This window comes from Enhygromyxa salina (assembly GCF_000737335.2).
GTDB classification, from domain to species: Bacteria; Myxococcota_A; Polyangia; order Nannocystales; family Nannocystaceae; genus Plesiocystis; species Plesiocystis salina_C.
The window spans coordinates 1-17,458 of sequence record NZ_JMCC02000050.1; the positions used below are offsets into that span (position 1 = coordinate 1).

Sequence of the window (17,458 nt, forward strand, 5' to 3'; positions counted from 1 at the left end):
TCTCGAAGCTCATGTCCGCAAATACCGGATCCACGGGGATAGGTTCATACGTCCGCGGGCGCTGCGGAGGCGCGGTGAACTCGATACGGCTCTGGTGTGTGGCCAGCGAGCCGCTCAGCGCTTCAGGCCCAAGCTGCTGGTTCGGGACGGGCTCGCCGTCGACCGCGTACCAGTTTGCCTCGCAGTCATCGCCGCCCGGCAGCGGCTCCTCATCCACACTTCCGGTCTCGCCCCCAAGTGGCGGGATGGGGTCATCCTTCGAGCAGGCCGGCAGCACGACGACCGCCAAGCCGACCCCAATACCGTGCAATCTTCCGAACGACATCACGCCCCACCCTGACACGTGCAAAACGCGCACGTCAAGCGCGATGCACCGCAGGGGCGCGAGGGCAGGCGTTGCCGCCGCTGGGCGTCGCAGCCAGAGCGCCATGCCACGCTGAAAAATCCTGCTAGATGACCATTGGGACCATCCTGAGATGCACACACATAGAGGTTGGATTGTTTTCAGCTCGGGCGAGGGCTCCTCGCCCGCTTGCGAACCCCTTCGTGGACCGGCTCAGCGTGCCCAGCGAGGTGCGCTGACGTTCTGTGCGCTGCTGCTGGCGTGCGGGGACGGGCGAGCTGTCAGCTCGGTGACCACCGAGGCCGAAGCGGCTGCGACGGACAGCTCGGGCGCCGACTCGATGGGGTCGACCGAGACGACGAGCGGCGGGGAGGACGGACCGCCGCCGCCGCCGCTAGACCTGCCCCCAGAGCCCGAGATACCGAAGGATCCCGAGGGCTGCCACGCGATCTATGCCCAGGATCTTTTGCCCACTTTCGAGCTGACGATTCACCCAATTGTCTGGTCGATGCTGAAACAAGAGTGGCTAGACGGGCAGATGAACGAGGACCTGGGCGTCAACCCCAAGCCCTACCACCCGCTCGCAGAGTTCAGGTACGGCGACATCGTGATCCAGGACGCCGAGATCCGCCTGCGCGGCAACCCAACGGCCTGGTATGTCGACGACAAGATGCAGTTTCAGATCGGGTTTCACACCAACGATCCGAACGGCAACTTTTTGGGCATCAAGCGCCTGGCGTTCGACGCCGCCACCTTCAACCGGCACATGTTGCGTGAGCGGCTGGCCTACGCGGTGATGCGCGACGTCGGGATCAAGGCCCCGTGCGCGAACAATGCCCGGCTCGTGATTAATGGCGAGTACTACGGGATCTTCACCAACCTCGAGAAGCTCGACGAGGCGTTCCTCGACCGCAATTTCGAGGACCCCACCGGCGATCTGTGGAAGCGCGGCAACTGGACGCTCAAGACCAACTTGGACTCCAGCAACCCGATTCGGCTCAACGCGATGCGCGACGCGGCGACCGCCGAGGAGCTGTTCACCTATCTCGACATCGAGCAGGCCCTGCGGGTGTTCGCGGCCGAGGCCGTGATCCCCGACTCCGACGGGATGTGGGCCGGGGGGCTGAACTTCTACCTCTACGATGAGCCGATCGGCGGCAAGTTCATGTTGTTGCCGTGGGACAAGGACAACACCTTCGAGCGCTTCTCGCATCCACCAGACGGCGAGTACCCCGCCAACCCCGACCCCTTCGTGTGGGAGAAGTGGACCTCGCACGGCCGGCCTTGCTACACGATCGCGCTGGAGGATCCGATGTGGTTCGCGCTGTACATCGATCTCATCGACGAGATCCTGCACGACGGCTACGCCCCCGACAAGATGCACGAGCGCATCGATACCTGGACGGAACAGATCCAAGAGGCCGTGTTCGAGGACGTGAACAAGCCCTACTCCGACCAGCTGTACCTCAACAAGGTCGCGGAGCTGCACGAGTTCGTCGACACTCGGTTTGCGTTCGTCGAGGCGTGGCTGGTCTGCTGGCAAAACGGGGGGATCGACGACGGCGATGGCTACTGCGTGTATCCTTGATGCCGGTGATGCGCGCCCCGCCCGACTCGCTCTCTGAGGTCCCCCTCGCCAACCAGATCCCCCAGGACTTGGGGCTGGGGTGGGCCGCGTTCTACGACCTCGGGTTCATCACCTCGATGCTGATGATCCTCGCGGTCACGATCAGCCTGGCCGCGCTGCTCGCCTACCACCCCACGACGCGGGCCAAGGCCACCACGATCGAGGAGATCGAGCAGCCCAAGACCTTCATCATGTATGCGCTGGTCGGCGCGATCATTGCGATCATCGTCAAGGTCCAGCCAAGCATGGCCCTGGTCGTGTTCGGGATCGGCGGGCTGATGCGGTTTCGGACCAACGTGGGTGAGGCCAAGGACACCGGGCGCGTGATCTTGGTGACGGTGATCGGGCTGTCGTGCGGGCTCGAGCTGTACGTCGTCGCCGTGCTCACGGCGGCGCTGTCGTGGGTGCTGATCTTCGTGCTCGAGCGCAACACCGTCGAGCGTGTGGTCGTGCAGGGTCTCGACAAAGACACGCTGCAGCCCGCAGCCGACGCCTACGGCGCTGCGCTGCGCGAGCTCGGGTGCACGGTCGTCGGCGAAGAGAAGCGGGTCAAGAAGGGGAGCCTGGCGATCATCTACCGGGCTCCCCGTGGGCTGGCGCGCAACACCATCGAAGCTCGGTTCGCGGAGCTGCCCCAAGCCGAGCGCGGCACCTTCGGCTGGGAGGGCTGAGGGGGGCCAAGGCCCCCCCTGTTAGGCGCTGTTAGGCGCTGTTAGGCGCGCAGGGCAGGCAGGCGCTCAGGGCAGGTCGACGCCGCCGGGCAGCGAGACCTTGGCGAGCTCCTCGACCCGGGACTCCGCCGGGGTCTCTTCGCGCACCTTGCCCACGCCGAACGCGTACCACGAGATCGTGATCTCGCCGGCGTTGGTGCCGACGCTGCGGACCCGCTCGATCTTGACGCAGTCGAAGGTCCCGGCCGGGACGGTGACCATCTCGTGCACGGCCTGGACCGTGAAGATGTGGCCGCGCGCTTCGACCTTGGGGTTATTGCCCTGGCCGTCGGTCTCGGTCCGCTCGTAGAGCAGCTCTTCGGAGAAGTTCAGCGTGTCCCAGGTGTCGTCGACGCGGGCGAAGCCGGGATCGTAGTCGACGATCGACGCGATCCCGCCGTCGGTCAGGATCTTCTTGTGGACCCGCGTGGACACGGAGCCGTCGCGGACGAGGACGCTCTGGGTCCACTCGCCTTTGGCGTTGGGTTGGTCGGTGAGCATCCAGGCCTGCTCGCCATCCCAGTCGAGCTCGGTCGTGTCGACGATGTCCATGCCGACGATCTGCCCGTTGAGGTTCTTGATCAGGTAGGTCCAGTGGGCCCCGTCGGCGAGCGGATACAGGGTGTCCGCGTAGGGGCCCAGGTTGGGATCACCAGTGTCGGTCGCGTCGGTGTCGGTGTTTCTCGACGTGTCGGCGGTGTCGCTGCCGGGGTCGCCGTCGCCGTCGCCACCGGAGCCCGCGTCATCCGTGAGATCCGGCAAGGTGTTGCCGGACTCGCCGTCGTCGTCGCCGTCGTCGGCGCCTTGGTCCGAAGCCCCCGACGATCCCGGCGGTGCCGCTTGATTGCACGCGAGCGCCACGAGCGGGGCGAGCAGCAACAGCCGCCTCCACGTGCGATGAGAGCTTGTTGGGTGTGATGAAATCGTGCGTGTGAACATGAACATGACCTATTTGGATGAGGACGAATCGGTAGTGGTTGCCTGATACAGGCGACGCGAGACGAACAGATCCGTGGGCGCGCAGGCGCGGCATCGCTCGAGCATGGCGGGGGTCTGGGCGTGGTCGGCGAGGCCGCCAAGGCTCCACGCGACCGTTGAAGGCCAGCGATCGAGCATCTGCTCGCGCAGCGCCCAAGCGCTTGGATCGTCGAGGCCGATCAGCGAGTCGATGACCTCGCGGCCGGTGTCGAGCAGCTGCCGACGCAGGGCGTGGGCGGTCGCGTCACCGCGGCCCTGCAGCGCCTGCAGCACCGGCTTGGGCGCGAGCTCGGCGAACCGGGTGAGGATCGGGTCGACCCGCTCGCTCGCCAACCCGCGCAAATTCGAGATCACCAGCGCGGGGTCTTTTTGCAGCAGCTTCTCGCGGCGCCGCCACGAGTCGGCGTCGTCGCACCCTTGCAAGCCCAGCGCGCGCTCGTAGGCGTCGGCGTGCTTCCACAGGCGGTCGCGCAAGCTCGTGGCGAACGCGTCGGCGCGGCCCATGAGGCTCTCGACCACGGCCCCGGGCGCGGCCTCTGCAAGCTGGATCCGCATGCGGTCGGCGGCGTCGCCCTCGACCCGTGCGAGGCTGCGCGCGACCTCGACAGGGTGCGACTCGAGCAGTCGTTGGCGCAGCGCGTCCTTGCTGACGACGCTGCTCTCGAGCGCGCCAAGCCGGGCCAGGACCAGCTCGGGGGCCAGCTCGGCCGCAGGCGCGAGCAAGGGATCTTCGAGGTCCGCGGCCCAGATCGCGAGCTCGCGCTCGCGCTCGAGCAAGCCGGCACGCAGCGCTCGACCCATGGGCATGCGCCGCGTGAAGTACAGCTGGACCAGCGGCGGCAGCGAGGCGACCGCGACCTCGAAGGGCACGTCGGGCGCGGTGATGAACCACGGGGTCGCGTCTTCGGCCGGCTCTTCGAACGCGCCGTGCTCGAGCATGGCGATCACCCGCGCGGCGACCTCGTGCGGGCCGCTGCGCTCGGTGTGAAACACGGGCAGGCGATCGCGCTTGGCGAGCTCGAGGTAGCCGGACCGGATCCGCTCTTTGAAGCCGGAGCCAGACAGCCCCTTGCGGCCGCCGTCGCGCGATCGCTGGCTCCGGATCTTCTCGAGCCGCTTGCGGATCCGGCTGGTTCGCGGGTCGACGTCGAAGATCAGCGTGAGGTCGACGTCGAGCCCGGCCGAGGCGAGCGAGGCGATCGTCTCGCAGGCCTCGAGCTCGAGCCCGCGGCCGTACGCGCCGATCACGATCGAGGTCAGCATCGAACGATCGAGGAGCACGGTCTCACCGCGGGCGAGCGCGGGCCGGACGTGCTCGTCGAGCACCTGGGCCTCGCGGCTGACGTAGAGCAGGCTCTCGGCGCGGGGCAGCAGCGCGAGGTTGCTGCGGTCGCGGGTCAGCCGACGGATCTCGCGGATCGGCCGGGAGCTGTGCTCTTTGCCGACCCGGGGCATGCTGACGGTCACGCCGGACTGGCGCAGGTGGGCGGCGACGAGCGCGAGCACGGTGCTCTTGCCGGCCCCGTCAACGCCCTCGAACGCGATCACGCGGCCACGGCCGGAGCTGGAAGGGCGAGACTTGGAGGATGTGTTCATAGCTGTACCTGCACCCAGAGCCCGGTGATCCAGCTCTCTACGAAGTGGTTGAAGGCCGTCACCGGGGCCAGCGGCACGACGTACTGGACCTGCGGCATCACCCGCAAACGCTTGGTCCATAGCACGTTGAGGCCCGCGACCGCGCGGACCGCCTCGCTCTCGCTAAACGAGAGGTTGGTGTCAACGAATTCGCCAAGCACCAACGGCTGAATCCGGGTCTTGTCCCCGACCTCGAAGTCGTAGGTCGCGTAGGCCACCGCGCCCAGCATCCACGGCGAGGTGTCGGCGAACAGCCAGTCCTGGGCGAGGTCGGCCTCCACCGCCGCATACAAGCCCTTGACCTTGAACCTCACGTCAAAGTCCGCGCCAAACACGTTGCGGTGGCAGCTGGGATCGCGCTTCCACTGCGCCAGACAGTCGGCCTCGTTGGCCAGCGAGTCCTGGACGTGCTTGAACGCGCCGCCGGCCCCGATCGACAGCCACGCCGTTGGATCGTAGGTCAGCCGGGCGTGGGCATCGACCCCGTTGGGCGCGCCCGCGACCGCGTTGTTGGACGCGCTGACCGTCCAACCGAACGCGTGCAGACCCGGCCGCTCGGGCTTGATCTTGCCCCACAGCGCAACCCCCACCGCGCGGTCGCCCCACGACAGATCTTCAACCGCGACGTTGTTGTAGAGCCCGCGGCCGATCACCGGGACCGACGAGACCCCGCGCAGCTCGAGCCGCGAGTAGGGCCGCTTGAAGTGGCCAACCTTGATCTGGAAGGCGGGGTGGAGCTTGACGTTGCCCCACGCGTCGCGCAGCACGTCGCCGGCTTTTGGCGAGTCGAGCAAGTCGGCGAACTCGAGGCTGACCTTGACCGACAGCACGTCGAGGTACTGGATCTTGACCTTGACCCGGGCCTGGCGTAGCTGCAGCGATCCCTTGCGCTCGGGCTGGCCGATCCGATTGCCGTCGCTGTCGAGGTTGGGCTCGATGTATCGCAGCCGCCCGCCCGCGATCACCCGCGCGCCGACTTGGAGCTCGTACTTCTTGGGCTTCTCGCTCTGCTTCTCGTCGCCGGCGTCGCCCTTGCCTGGCTCGGCTTTTGGCGCGGCTTCTGGCTCGGCTTCTGGCGCGGCTTCTGGCTTGGTATTGGGCGCGGCATCTGGCTCGGCAGCCGGATCGCCGGGCGGGTTGGCCTCGGGTGTGGCGACGGGGCCCGGTTCAATGACGGGGCCCGGCGTGGCTGGCACGGACGGCTGCGCGAGCTGGCCCGTTGGCGGCGGCGGCGGTGCGACCTGCACGGTCTCGCTGGGCGCAGACGAAGGCGGGGCGAATGAGAGCGCGATTCCAAGGATGAGGCAGAGGTGGCCCATGGCAAGATCAGAGGCGCGCGGCCGCACAGCCGCGACGCGTCGAGAACATCAAGCGTACCCAAGTTCGGGGGTGCCCGCGATCATCGCGAACACCGCGTGTTGACCATCAAGTGAGCCCGGACAGTGGGCCGGTGTCGAACTCCGGGTCTCCAAAGCTGTCCGTCTCTACGCCCATGGCCTGCAGCAGCGAGACCAAGAGCTTGTTGTGGGGGACCTGCGGCATGTCTGGACGGGTGAGGTAGCGACCCGTCTTGAAGTAGCCGCCTGCGCTGCCGGCCAGCACGTAGGGCATGTCGAAGCGACTATGGTTGTTGCCCTTGGCCTGCTCGTTGGTCCATAAGATCACGGTATTGTCGAACACCGTACCGTCGCCCTCGGGGATCGCCTTGAGCTTGGTGATCAGATAGGCCAGCTGTTCTGCATACCAGGCGTTGATCGCGGTGTTCTGCGCGATCTTGGGCGCGTCTTCGTCACCCTTGTGCGCGATCGAGTGGTGGCCCTCGGTGATCTTGGGATCGACGAACGAGAACACGTGGTTCGCGACCGACCGCGTCCACATGATCGTGCCGACCCGGGTGATGTCACAGGCCATGGCCATGGCCATGAGATCGATCTGCAGCTTGCCCATGAACGGCATGTTCGCGACCACGTTGGGATCCAAGAGCTCGCCCTGGTCGAGCGGTTGACACTCACCCCCAAAGGTGATCACGCTCTCGTCGAGGCGGTTGCGGATCTCTTCGACGGCGCTCAGGTGGTTCTCCAGCTTCTCGCGGTCTTCGCCTCCAAGTCGGCTTCGCAGGGCGCGGTGCTCATCATTGACCGCGTCCAGCACCGCGCGGCGTCGGGCGGCGCGACGCTCGACCGCCAGCGGGTCGGCGATCGAGTCGCCGAACAAGCGCTGGTACGCGGCGTAGGGGCTGTTCTCGGGGGGCAGGGGCTGGCCTGCGCCACGGTAGGAGATCCGCGCGCCGACGTTGGCGGGATCTTGGACGGCGACCCCGAGCTCGAGCGAGGCGAAGGGCGTGTCCTTGCCGAGGTGGTTGGCGACCGCCTGATCCAGCGAGATGCCGCCGGCCCAACCGGCAGACTGGCCGCCGTCGCCCGCGAAGTTGCCCTCGAGCAAGGGGGTGCCCGTGAGACAGCCGCCCGTGCCCTTTTGGTGGGCGTCGCCGGGACCCTTGAGCGACGACAACATGTCGAGGCCCCCAATGACGAGCAGGTCCTGCTTGTGGGCGGCGAGCGGGGTGAGGATCGGCGAGAGCTCGAAGTCGGGCCCGCTTCCGGCCGGCCAGAAGTTCACGGGCACCGTGCCGTTGGGCGTGTACATGATGATCAGGCGCTTGGGGCTGTCGGCGCCGGCGTAGGCGGTGTCGCTGCGCATGGCGTCGAGCAGCGGCAGGGCGATCGTCGCCCCACCCAAGCCACGCAGCACGGTGCGACGACTCAAGCGATGGTTCTTGCGGTTGCTCATGGGGCCTCCTGCGCCGCGTTCACGTGGCGATAGCGGAATGCGTCGGTCAGGGTCAGTGCAATGACCAGTTCCTTGATGTCGTAGTCTGAGTCCGCGAAGTCGGCCTCGATCTCTTGCATCGAGCAGGCATCCTCGCTGGTCGGGGCCCGGCCGTAGCCGAACTGGAACCACTGGCTGGCGACGCAGCTCTTGACCTGCTCACTCGTGGCGAGCTTGTTGGCGAGCTCGACGACGCCGTTGTAGGGGCCGTCATTGTCGGTCTCGAGCAGCTCGCCGCTGGCGTCGATCGCCAGGCCCCACTCGGTCTCGCGGTAGCGACCGATCCCGTCAAAGTGCTCAAACCCGAACCCAAGCGGATCCATGAGGCGGTGGCAGCCAGCGCACAGCGGATTCTCGGCGTGCTCGATGAATTGATCGCGGGTGGTCTGGGTGTCGTCGACCGAAGGGGGCTTGGGGATCACGTCGGGCGGCGGGGGCGGGGACTGACACAGCAGGACCTCGCGCACGAACTTGCCCCGATGAATCGGGGACGAGCGATCCGGCATGGCGTAGAGCGCGAGCAGCCCGGCGTGGGTCAAGAACCCGGCGTACTTGCTGGGGTCGAGCTCGACCCGCTCGAATTCGTCGGTGGTTGGACCTGTGACCCCATAAAAGAACGCCAGCTGCTTGTTCATCATGGTGTAGTTGGCGGTAAACAGCACCTCGACGTTGGCGTCTTGCTCGAACACCGCGTCGTCGATGAACGCCTCGGTCTCGCGCCGCCACAACGAGAGCAAGTAGGGCCCGTAGTCGGGGTAGATCTCCGGGCTCTTGCCGTTGGCGGCGATATGCGTCTCGATCCGACCCAGTCCGAGCCACTGCCGGTGAAAGTTCTTGACCGCTTCGCGTGCGCGCGGAGTGTCCATCATGCGCCGGGCTTGGGCCTCGATCTGCGCCTTGGTCTGCAGCTCGTCCGCATCCGCCGCTTCGAACAGCGCCGCGTCGGGCATGGTGTTCCACAGCAGGTATGACAGCCGCGAGGCCAGCTCGTAGGAGGTCAGGGGGACGATGTCCTCGCCGCTGGGAGCGACGTCTTGCGCGCCAAATTCCACGCGATAGAGGAAATGCGGCGACTGCAACATCGCCTGCATGACCGTCTCGACCCCGACCGCGGGATCATAGGAGCTCTCACCCAGCCCGGTCCCCGTGATGAACAGGTCAATGTGGGCGCTGACCTCGTCTTCGGTCAGCGGCCGTCGATAGGCGCGCTTGCCAAAGCTACGAATGAAGGCCTCCGCATCGGCGCTGCAGCTCGCCGGATCCGGGGCGCCGCCGGCACAGGCCGGGAGCTGATCCATGAGCCCTGGTGCGTGGGTAATCGCGAGCTGCTCGGCCGCGCTCTCATAGTTCTCGGCGAGCAGCGGGCTGACGACCAGCGCGGCCGCCTGGTTGTCGAAGCTGCCGGCGACCTCGTCGGGCGGAAACGCGTTGGCGGGCTGGCTGCTGTCGCCCAATAGCTGGTAGATCGTGTTGTTGTACTCGACCCGGGTCAGGCGCCGGATCGGGGACGGGCCCGGCTCAATCGCTTCGCATCCCGGCAGGCCCTCGTCGTCGCCCGCGGAGTCGGCGTCTTGGCCGCTTGGGTTGCCCTGGCAGCCCGCCAGGCTCGAGGTGGCGGCGACAGCCAGAAGCCCAATCAAGGCTGGTAGTAATTCACGCATGTTCACGCTCACCTTGTTTCGACCATTGTCAGCACGCACTATATGCGCATTCGCGAATCTGACCCATGTGGTGCCAAAGCCGGTGAGGATCACCGACGCCGATCGCATCTCTAGGCACCGTACGCGGGGGTGTCAGCCCTGGCAAGCGCGGCGCGAACGAACGAAGGAGTTGCCGTCACTGTTGCGAGTGGACCTGTCGATAATGGCGACAATGTGCTCATGAGTCTGGAGTGGCCTCAGTCAATCTCGTGATCATGACGCGAATGCGTCGCCTGCCGCGCCGCGCTCTGGGCTGGAAATACAGTGACGCGGGTGAGTCGCGGCGGCGCGGCGGTGAAGCTGGGTTTGGCCACACTCCGCGAAGCCGCTGGGCCCCAACGTCAAATTGTGCGGACGCGCTTCGTAACTTCCGTGTCATGGTCCCGCCCGGAAATGGCCATGATCATGCACGACCTTCGAGTTCGATCAGTCAGCCTTGGGCTGTCCTTCTTGGCGGGGGCCTTCGGGCTCATTGGATGCGGTAGCGCCGATGATGGGGACGCGGGCATGGACGGCTCGGACGGCTCGGTGGGCGAGGCGGGCTCGGACGGGTCGCTCGCCTGCGATACGCCGCAGCTGTTCATCGACCGCTGCGGCGGCTCGATCTGCCACAGCAACGGCGAGTCGACGGCGGCGAGCTTGGATCTGACGTCTCCGGGGGTCGAGTCGCGCGTCTCGGGGGTCCCGGGCACGAACTGTTCGGGCCTGCTCGCGAACCCTGCCTCGCCAGAGGACAGCCTGCTCTATATCAAGGTCGACGACGCGCCAAGCTGCGGATCTCGGATGCCGGTCAACGGCACACCGCTCGACGAGGGCGAGATGGACTGCCTGCGCGATTGGATCTCGGGGTTGTTGCCGCCCGGCGCCGCGGACACCGGGAGCGAGGATCCGACCGAGGGCCCCGTGGGCCTGTGCGATCCCGGCAGCACCGAGGACTGCTACAGCGGCACGCCAGCGACCCTGAACGTGGGCATCTGCGTGGGCGGGGTGCGGACTTGCGCCAACAGTGGCGAGGCCTGGGGGCCGTGCGAGGGCGAGGTCACCCCGCAGGGCGAGGACTGCTTCACCGAGACCGTTGACGAGGACTGCGACGGGCAGATGCCCGCGTGCACCGAGCTGTGGAGTCGCAGCTTTGGCAACCCGTTGTCGCAGAGCCTGTCCAGCGCGGCGGTCGACTCGCTTGGCAATGTCTATGCGCTGGGCGACTTCGAAGGCGCGGTCAGCTTTGGTGGTCAGCCGCTGGTGGCGACCGGCGAAAAGGCCGATCTGGTGCTGGCAAAGTTCGATCTCTACGGCAACCCGCAGTGGAGCAAGCGCTACGGTGATAGCAGCAACCAGTATCCGGCAAAGATCATCGTTGACGCGGACGACAACCTGATTGTTGTGGCGCGGATCTATGGTCACCTCGACTTTGGCGGCGGCGAGCTCACGGGCAAGGGCGCCGCGGACGTCGTGATCGCCAAGCTCGACAGCGACGGCAACCACATCTGGAGCAACAGCTATGGCGATCTCGACCCCGATCGCGCGGAGCGAGTCGCCGTTGACAGCCAGGGCAACGTGCTGCTGACTGGCACCTTCACGGGCCAGGTCGACTACGGCAGCGGGATGTTCGAGAGCGCGGGCATGCGCGACGCGTTTGTGGTCAAGCTCGACGGGGATAACGGCGCGCACGTGTTCTCGCGCCAGATCGGCGGGCCCGGTGATGACTATGGGTTTGGGATCGACGCCGACGCCAACAACAATGTAGTGATCGCCGGTCGCTTCCAGGACTCGATCCCGCTCGGTGGCGGCATGGACAGCGCCGGTGAGCGTGACATCTATCTTGCCAAGCTCAGTCCGCTCGGCGCGGTGCAGTGGAGCAAGCGCTTCGGCGGGTCCGGTGACGACGAGGTCCACGACGTGAAGGTTCGCGATCAGACCGGTGACATCGTGATGACCGGGTCGATGTCCGAGACCGTGAGCTTCGGCGGATCGGACCTCGTCAGCGCCGGGCTGCGCGACATCTTCTTGGTGACCCTCGACTCGAGCGGCGACCACGTGTGGAGCAAGCGATTTGGCGACGCAGAGGACCAGTTCGCGGTCACCTACGCGATCAACACCTGGCTGACCCTCACCCTCGACGCGGCCGGCAACATCTACCTTGGCGGGGCGCTGTATGGCTCGGCCAGCTTTGGTGGCGCGATGTTGACGGCGGCGAGCATGAACCCCGACGTGTTCTTCGCCAAGCTGACGTCTGGCGGCGACCTGATGGCCAACAATCGATTTGGCGGGATCGGCACCGACATCGGCTTGGACATCTCGGTGACGAGCACGGGCTATGTCGTCATGGCTGGGCGATCGTTTGCGAGCTACGTCGACTTTGGGGTCTCGGGCATGGTCCAAAACGCTGGGCTGGACGACGGCTTCATCGTCAAGCTGATGCCCTGAGCTGGTTGTCGAGCCCCCGCGAGGGGGCGCTACTTCGTCAGCTCGAACCCGAGCGTTGTCGAGCGCGAGTCATCGAGTCATCGAGTCATGGCGCAGCACGACCGCGGCCGAGCCGTTCAGGGCAGCTGGCCCGGCGTCGAGCGGCCCTGCGGGTGAGACCGCCAGCGATCGGGCAGGTCGCAAGCGTCGGCGCCCGCGATGACGCTGCGCCCATTGTGGGCGCTGGCCCCGGTGTCGATCCAGTTGGCGTAGGTCGAGATCGGCGTGGGCCCGTGCGCGGTGGTTGTCCACAGGGTCACGGGCTCACCCACGTTCTTGAGCCCGGACGCGCCGATGCTGGCGTCGACGACGAGCACCTTGGTGCTTGGCGGGGGCGCGGGGTCGACAGCGTCGTCGGCGGTCCAGCCAGACGCGACCACGATCGCGAGCTCGGAGGGGCCCAGCGCGACGCTGGGCAACGGGTCTCCTGGGAGATCCTCGCCCGCGAGCCACGCTTGTTGCAGCTGGGCAGGGGACACGTCGGCGAGGTACAGGCCGCTCAGATCGGCGCCATCGGGGCCCGCGAGGAGCTCGACGAATTCCGCGTGGGGTTCGGGGCCGCTGGGGTTGGCGAGCACTTCGGTGATGCGGACTCGCGGCACGGAAGGGTCAAATCCAGGCCCGGCGACCAGCTGGCCGTGGTGTTGGCTGGTGTTGTCGGCGAGGTCGCGCAGCTCGAGTGACCAGGCGATCAGATCCGCGGGGAGCACCGCGGCGTCGAGCTCGAGTCCGATGTAGCCACTGGCTGGGATCGTGGCGCGGCGCTGCTGCTCGTCGACGCTGAGGATCGCCTCGACGGGCTCACCTGCGTCGATCCAGACCGCCAGGCAAGGTCCGCTGAGGTGGGCGATCGGCTCGGCCTCGGGCGGCGTGTCGTCGGGGCCGGCGCCGGATCCAAACCAGGTCTCGCGCGAGGCTGCCGGGAGCAGGGCAGGGCGACCCAGGCGATCGACGAGCGAGCCGCCTGCGGGCCGGTAGCGAGTATGGGGCGCCAACAATTGGGCCGGGCGCCAGCGCAGGCAGGTGCCGGGGGCCCAGCCTGGACACGCGCTTGGGTCCACGAGCGCGATGCTGGCGTTGCCGTCTGCGGCCTCGAGCTCCAAGCGCGCGTCTGGCTGCGGCAGCGGGACCGGCGGCCACAGCTTGGTCTGAACGTGGGCGAGGTTGGTCGCAACGTCGAGGCTGCCCGCGGCGGGGGCGACCAGCTGTGGCTCGGGGCCTGCGCTGCCCGGCCCGGCGGTGACGAGGTCCCGCTGCCACACGACGGCGCGCTCGTAGTCATCGACGAGCGGCGCGCCCCCGCGGTCGCGCACGGCCGGGCCGATCAGCAGGGTGTAGCGACGGTGGGCATCTAGCGGCCGGCGCGGACGCAGCAGCAGGCGGGTGTCGTCGTCGTGGAGCTCATGCTCGAGGGTGACGACGTGGGCCTGGCCAGGGTCGAGCTCGCCGCGCTCGAGCGCGCTGCGATCGCCCGACGACAGCGACTGCGCTTGGCAGCGACCGCGCTCGCAGCTGCCTTCGTCGCAGATCGGGGTGAGGCTGCAGGGTGCGTCGAGGATGTCCCAAGCGGCGAGCACGACGCTGCCCGCGTGCACGGTCGCCGGGTCGATCGGCTCGCTGAAGGTCACGCTGAGGGTGGGCAGCACCGAGAGCTCGATGCTGCGCGGCCCCGCGAGCGAGCTGTCGACGACCCGCGGACCGTCGAGGTCGACCTGCGGCGGCGCGGCGAGGCAGCTGGTGGTGACCACGAGGCAGACGAGGGCGCAGGTCAGGGCGAGCGAGTGGGGCGGGCGTGAGGGGTGCACGCCTGGCTATCGGCCCGCGCGAGCGGGCGTTGCAGAAAAACTGCAGGTGAGCTCGTGGGCGACTTGTGCATGTGGCGTCTATTCGTCGATGAGTAGCTCACAGTTGTCGAGCCCGGTGAGCTCGTGGGCGATCAGCTCACGGGTGTGGCCACGCCCATGCGCGTGGACGCGCGACCAGTCCCCGTGCTCCGCTTCGATGTCCACGATTAGATCGCCGCGGCGCAGACGCAAGCGCGAGATGCTGCGGCAGCGAGAGGCTCGCAGCATTGCGAGCCAGCCTGCGACCTGCAGCGGGCCTTGGGTGTCCTCGGGGAGCACCAACTCGAGCTGCTCGAGATCTTGCAGCAGCGGGCTCGCAAGCCGCCGCGCCCACGACTCGAAGCCGCCACCGGAGTGGGGCTCGGAGCCAACGCGGTTCATCGCTACTTCGCGGAGATCAGGTAGGCCCTGGACGTCGGAGTTGATCGGGTTGCCGTGGCGGTCGAACCGCTGAATGGACAGACGGCGACGTGCGGCCCAGCGATCCGAGTCGGTCACGACCAAGCGACGCACGCCGGGGATCGGTGGCTCCGCCTGTCGCAGTGACGCGGCGTTGCGTTCCTCGTCATGGATCTCCGTCAGCGAGCGCATGGTCGACGAACGCAAGATCACGGCCGGCGCCGCGACCAAGCTCTGGAAGGTCGCCCACTCGGGCGCGTCGATGTACACGCCGGGGTTGCGGAGCCTGCGACGCAGCACCCCGTGGACGGGGAAGCCGTTGGCGAAGCGAACGCTCCGCGAGACGAACGCGCTGGCGATCCGGCCAAGCCACGCGGTCTGGTGAGCCGAGCGCAGCTTGGCGATCCGCCTGTGGATCGCCGGGCTGCTGTGTTCGGCGGCGAGCAGCTGCAGGTTGATGAACTCGCCGCGTGGATCACCGCGCTGCTCCAGCCAGTCAGCGTAGATTCGGCGTTGGTCGAGATCGGCTGGGTTGGCGTAGACATTGGCGAGCAGCGTGACGCCCTGGTCCGCGACGCCTTCGCTGATCACCTTCGCTAGCGCGGCAACGGTGGCGGCCTGCTCCGGGGACAGGGCGATCGCCCGCTTGGCGATCGCCCGTTGGATCGTGGTGATCGTGCGTCGGGTGCCGCCGGTCCGGCGGCTGAAGCCGTATGGGGGGTACAGATCACGTGGTCCCCTGTCGTGCTCGAGCGCGGGGAGGGAGCGCGGATCGGCGTGGGCTCGGAGCACGCGGTGCATCGCCGTCCAGGTCTTGCTGCGCGGGCTCGCGGTCCAGTGCAGCACCCCACGCAGGATCGCGCTGGCGATCCGTGGATCGGGTGGGAGCGCGGCGAGCTGCTGCAGGCGCGGGCACACCTCGGGGCCGGCGCCTTCGAGCACGCGCTCGAGCAACAGGCCGCGCTCCGCCAGATCACCCGCGCGCAGTCGGGTCGTCCAGGCTTCATCGAAGTCGCGCCGGCTGCCGGTCGGGAGCGCCGGGTAAGCGCCGCTGAGCTGGGCCGAGAGCGCCTCGATCAGGGATGCGATCTCGGGGGCCCGATGCTCGGCCCAGACGCTCAACAGGCACGCCAACGCTCGCTCGGGGTGGCGGCCACGAAGATCGGCGCCGACACGCTCGAGCGCTTGCGCGGTGTCGAGCGCTGGTGATTGGTTGCGGCGTCCCATGCACGCCAAGAACTACTGCAACGATAGAGCATTGACCCGGGCGCATCTGCGAGGCGCGACCCGAACATCTTCGGCGAAGCTCAGCGCAGCAGCTGCAGTTGCCTACCAGAGGAAAGCAGGCGTAAAGCGTGACGCCGGGGTGTCACTGGATTCGTTGGTGCCCGGGAGTTCTCGAGGTCGACTGCTTTTCGTCTATAGTCCGGCTTCGTGTTTACCTCGATCCTCGCGAACCCGACACCGGCAGCAACCTCCAGCCTGCTGCTGATCCCTCTACTGACCTTCGCGCTCGCGGCGTGTGGCTCGGAACCGGAAGGGGACAGCGCCGCAGATGAGACCGGGACCTCGACCGAGACCGGCGACGGTGATGGTGATGGTGATGGTGATGGTGATGGTGATGGTGATGGTGATGGTGATGGTGATCCCGGCGACGGCGACGGGGATCCCGGCGACGGGGACGGAGATGGCGACGGCGACGGCGACGGCGACGGGGATGGAGATGGCGACGGCGATGGCGACGGAGACGGGGGCATCGTCGGCCTAGCGACCGGCACCGGCTATTCGTGCGCGCTTCGTGGAACCGGCGCGGTCGCCTGCTGGGGCTTCAATGAATATGGCCAGCTCGGCGACGGCACCACGACCAATCAGCTCACCCCGGTGACCGTCCTCGACCTGAGCGACGCGGTCGAGATCGCGGACGGCTCCGGTTGGTTTACCAGCTGCGCGCGGCGCATGAGCGGCGCGGTGGTCTGCTGGGGGAGGAACGACCACGGCCAGCTCGGCGACGGGACCACGACGCACAGTGAGACGCCGGTCGGCGTATCGGGTCTCGTCGACGCCGTCGCCCTCGCCACTGGCGTGCAGCACAACTGCGCGCTGCGGGCTGGCGGCACCGTGGTCTGTTGGGGCTCCAACGCCCGCGGACAGCTCGGCGACGGCACCATGACCGACAGCCTCGTGCCGATCGCGGCCGTGGGCCTCACCGACGCCATCGCGGTCAGCGCGGGCTGGCGTCACACCTGCGCCCTGCACCCGGATGGCTCCGTCGAGTGCTGGGGGGGAAACCAAAACGGAGCGCTCGGCGACGGGACCACGGACGACAGCCTGGTTCCGGTCGCGGTCTTGGATCTCACCGACGCGGTCGAGATCGCGGCGGGCTTCCGACACACCTGCGCGCGACGCATGAGCGGCGCGGTCGTGTGCTGGGGTCGGAACACGAATGGAGAGATCGGAGACGGCACCACGATCGATCGACACACGCCGGTCGCGGTCGTGGGCCTCGCCGACGCCGTCGAGCTCGGGTTGGGCAACGGCTGGAGCACCTGTGCACGACGCGAACCAGGCACCGTCGCTTGCTGGGGGGGCAACGACTCCGGCGCGGTCGGTGATGGCACCACGATCGACCGGCACACGCCGGTCGCGGTCGTGGACATCACCGACGCGGTCGAGATCTCGCACGGCGACTTCCATGCTTGTGCGCGGCTCGAGTCTGGCGCCATCATGTGCTGGGGGAGCAACGGAGCCGGAGGGCTCGGCGATGGCACGTTGATCGATCGCTTGACGCCGGTGCCCGTGATCGGGCTCTGAGCTCGCGCGGTGGAGCGTCGTCTATCGAAGCTCCGCGGCGCGTTTGACTCGGGTCCCCCGTCGTGCAGAACCATGTTATGCAGCCCGCTCCCGGGTGCCATCGTCATGCTACACAT

At 67.6% G+C, this 17,458-nt stretch carries 12 protein-coding genes; 4 read left to right on the forward strand and 8 right to left on the reverse strand.

Annotation, left to right across the window (positions count from 1 at the left end):
- The coding region (locus DB30_RS19905; protein WP_146659736.1) for a hypothetical protein at positions 1-325 on the reverse strand (325 nt) is incomplete at its 3' end.
- A 307-nt stretch (positions 326-632) separates the two neighbouring features.
- Here DB30_RS19905 and DB30_RS19910 point away from each other — a divergent pair.
- Both DB30_RS19910 and DB30_RS19915 read left to right on the forward strand, forming a co-directional pair.
- Complete coding sequence (locus tag DB30_RS19910) at positions 633-1,931, forward strand: CotH kinase family protein (RefSeq protein WP_052551325.1); 1,299 nt, start codon at positions 633-635, stop codon at positions 1,929-1,931.
- A gap of 8 nt (positions 1,932-1,939) precedes the next feature.
- A complete protein-coding gene (locus DB30_RS19915) occupies positions 1,940-2,641 on the forward strand; it encodes a hypothetical protein (protein ID WP_165703850.1) in 702 nt (233 codons plus the stop codon).
- A gap of 66 nt (positions 2,642-2,707) precedes the next feature.
- Here DB30_RS19915 and DB30_RS19920 read toward each other — a convergent pair whose 3' ends face one another.
- The 5 genes from DB30_RS19920 to DB30_RS19940 form a co-directional block, all read right to left on the reverse strand.
- Entirely contained in the window at positions 2,708-3,559 is an 852-nt protein-coding gene (locus tag DB30_RS19920; protein ID WP_052551330.1) for a TapB family protein, read from the reverse strand.
- Positions 3,560-3,628: 69 nt separating this feature from the next.
- A complete protein-coding gene (locus tag DB30_RS19925) occupies positions 3,629-5,206 on the reverse strand; it encodes a dTMP kinase (RefSeq protein WP_052551332.1) in 1,578 nt (525 codons plus the stop codon).
- Positions 5,207-5,250: 44 nt separating this feature from the next.
- Positions 5,251-6,612 (reverse strand): porin, encoded by a 1,362-nt coding sequence (locus DB30_RS19930; protein ID WP_052551335.1) that lies wholly within the window; start codon positions 6,610-6,612, stop codon positions 5,251-5,253.
- Positions 6,613-6,718: 106 nt separating this feature from the next.
- Positions 6,719-8,083 carry a DUF1552 domain-containing protein gene (locus tag DB30_RS19935; RefSeq protein ID WP_052551337.1) on the reverse strand — a complete coding sequence of 455 codons (1,365 nt, stop codon included), beginning with the start codon at positions 8,081-8,083 and terminating at the stop codon, positions 6,719-6,721.
- On the reverse strand, positions 8,080-9,783 hold the full coding sequence (locus DB30_RS19940) for a DUF1592 domain-containing protein (protein WP_052551420.1): 1,704 nt from the start codon (positions 9,781-9,783) through the stop codon (positions 8,080-8,082). The genes DB30_RS19935 and DB30_RS19940 overlap by 4 nt, the downstream gene beginning before the upstream one ends.
- A gap of 444 nt (positions 9,784-10,227) precedes the next feature.
- Here DB30_RS19940 and DB30_RS19945 point away from each other — a divergent pair, with 444 nt between their 5' ends.
- Positions 10,228-12,249 (forward strand): NHL repeat-containing protein, encoded by a 2,022-nt coding sequence (locus tag DB30_RS19945; protein WP_146659744.1) that lies wholly within the window; start codon positions 10,228-10,230, stop codon positions 12,247-12,249.
- 116 nt (positions 12,250-12,365) lie between these two features.
- Here DB30_RS19945 and DB30_RS19950 read toward each other — a convergent pair whose 3' ends face one another.
- Together DB30_RS19950 and DB30_RS19955 are read right to left on the reverse strand one after the other, a co-directional pair.
- Complete coding sequence (locus tag DB30_RS19950; protein ID WP_052551342.1) at positions 12,366-14,093, reverse strand: Ig-like domain-containing protein; 1,728 nt, start codon at positions 14,091-14,093, stop codon at positions 12,366-12,368.
- A gap of 78 nt (positions 14,094-14,171) precedes the next feature.
- A complete protein-coding gene (locus DB30_RS19955; protein WP_052551344.1) occupies positions 14,172-15,758 on the reverse strand; it encodes a TIGR02996 domain-containing protein in 1,587 nt (528 codons plus the stop codon).
- Between the two features lie 207 nt (positions 15,759-15,965).
- Between DB30_RS19955 and DB30_RS19960 the strand changes: the two genes are divergently transcribed.
- Positions 15,966-17,342 (forward strand): RCC1 domain-containing protein, encoded by a 1,377-nt coding sequence (locus DB30_RS19960; RefSeq protein WP_052551346.1) that lies wholly within the window; start codon positions 15,966-15,968, stop codon positions 17,340-17,342.
- The last annotated feature ends 116 nt before the right edge of the window (positions 17,343-17,458 follow it).

Excerpts from the sequence above, each read along its gene's own strand:
- DB30_RS19915 (WP_165703850.1), top strand. The coding sequence starts at position 1,940 with ATGCGCGCCCCGCCCGACTCGCTCTCTGAGGTCCCCCTCGCCAACCAG.
- DB30_RS19930 (WP_052551335.1), bottom strand. The coding sequence starts at position 6,612 with ATGGGCCACCTCTGCCTCATCCTTGGAATCGCGCTCTCATTCGCCCCG.
- DB30_RS19935 (WP_052551337.1), bottom strand. The coding sequence starts at position 8,083 with ATGAGCAACCGCAAGAACCATCGCTTGAGTCGTCGCACCGTGCTGCGT.
- DB30_RS19940 (WP_052551420.1), bottom strand. The coding sequence starts at position 9,783 with ATGCGTGAATTACTACCAGCCTTGATTGGGCTTCTGGCTGTCGCCGCC.
- DB30_RS19945 (WP_146659744.1), top strand. The coding sequence starts at position 10,228 with ATGCACGACCTTCGAGTTCGATCAGTCAGCCTTGGGCTGTCCTTCTTG.
- DB30_RS19955 (WP_052551344.1), bottom strand. The coding sequence starts at position 15,758 with ATGGGACGCCGCAACCAATCACCAGCGCTCGACACCGCGCAAGCGCTC.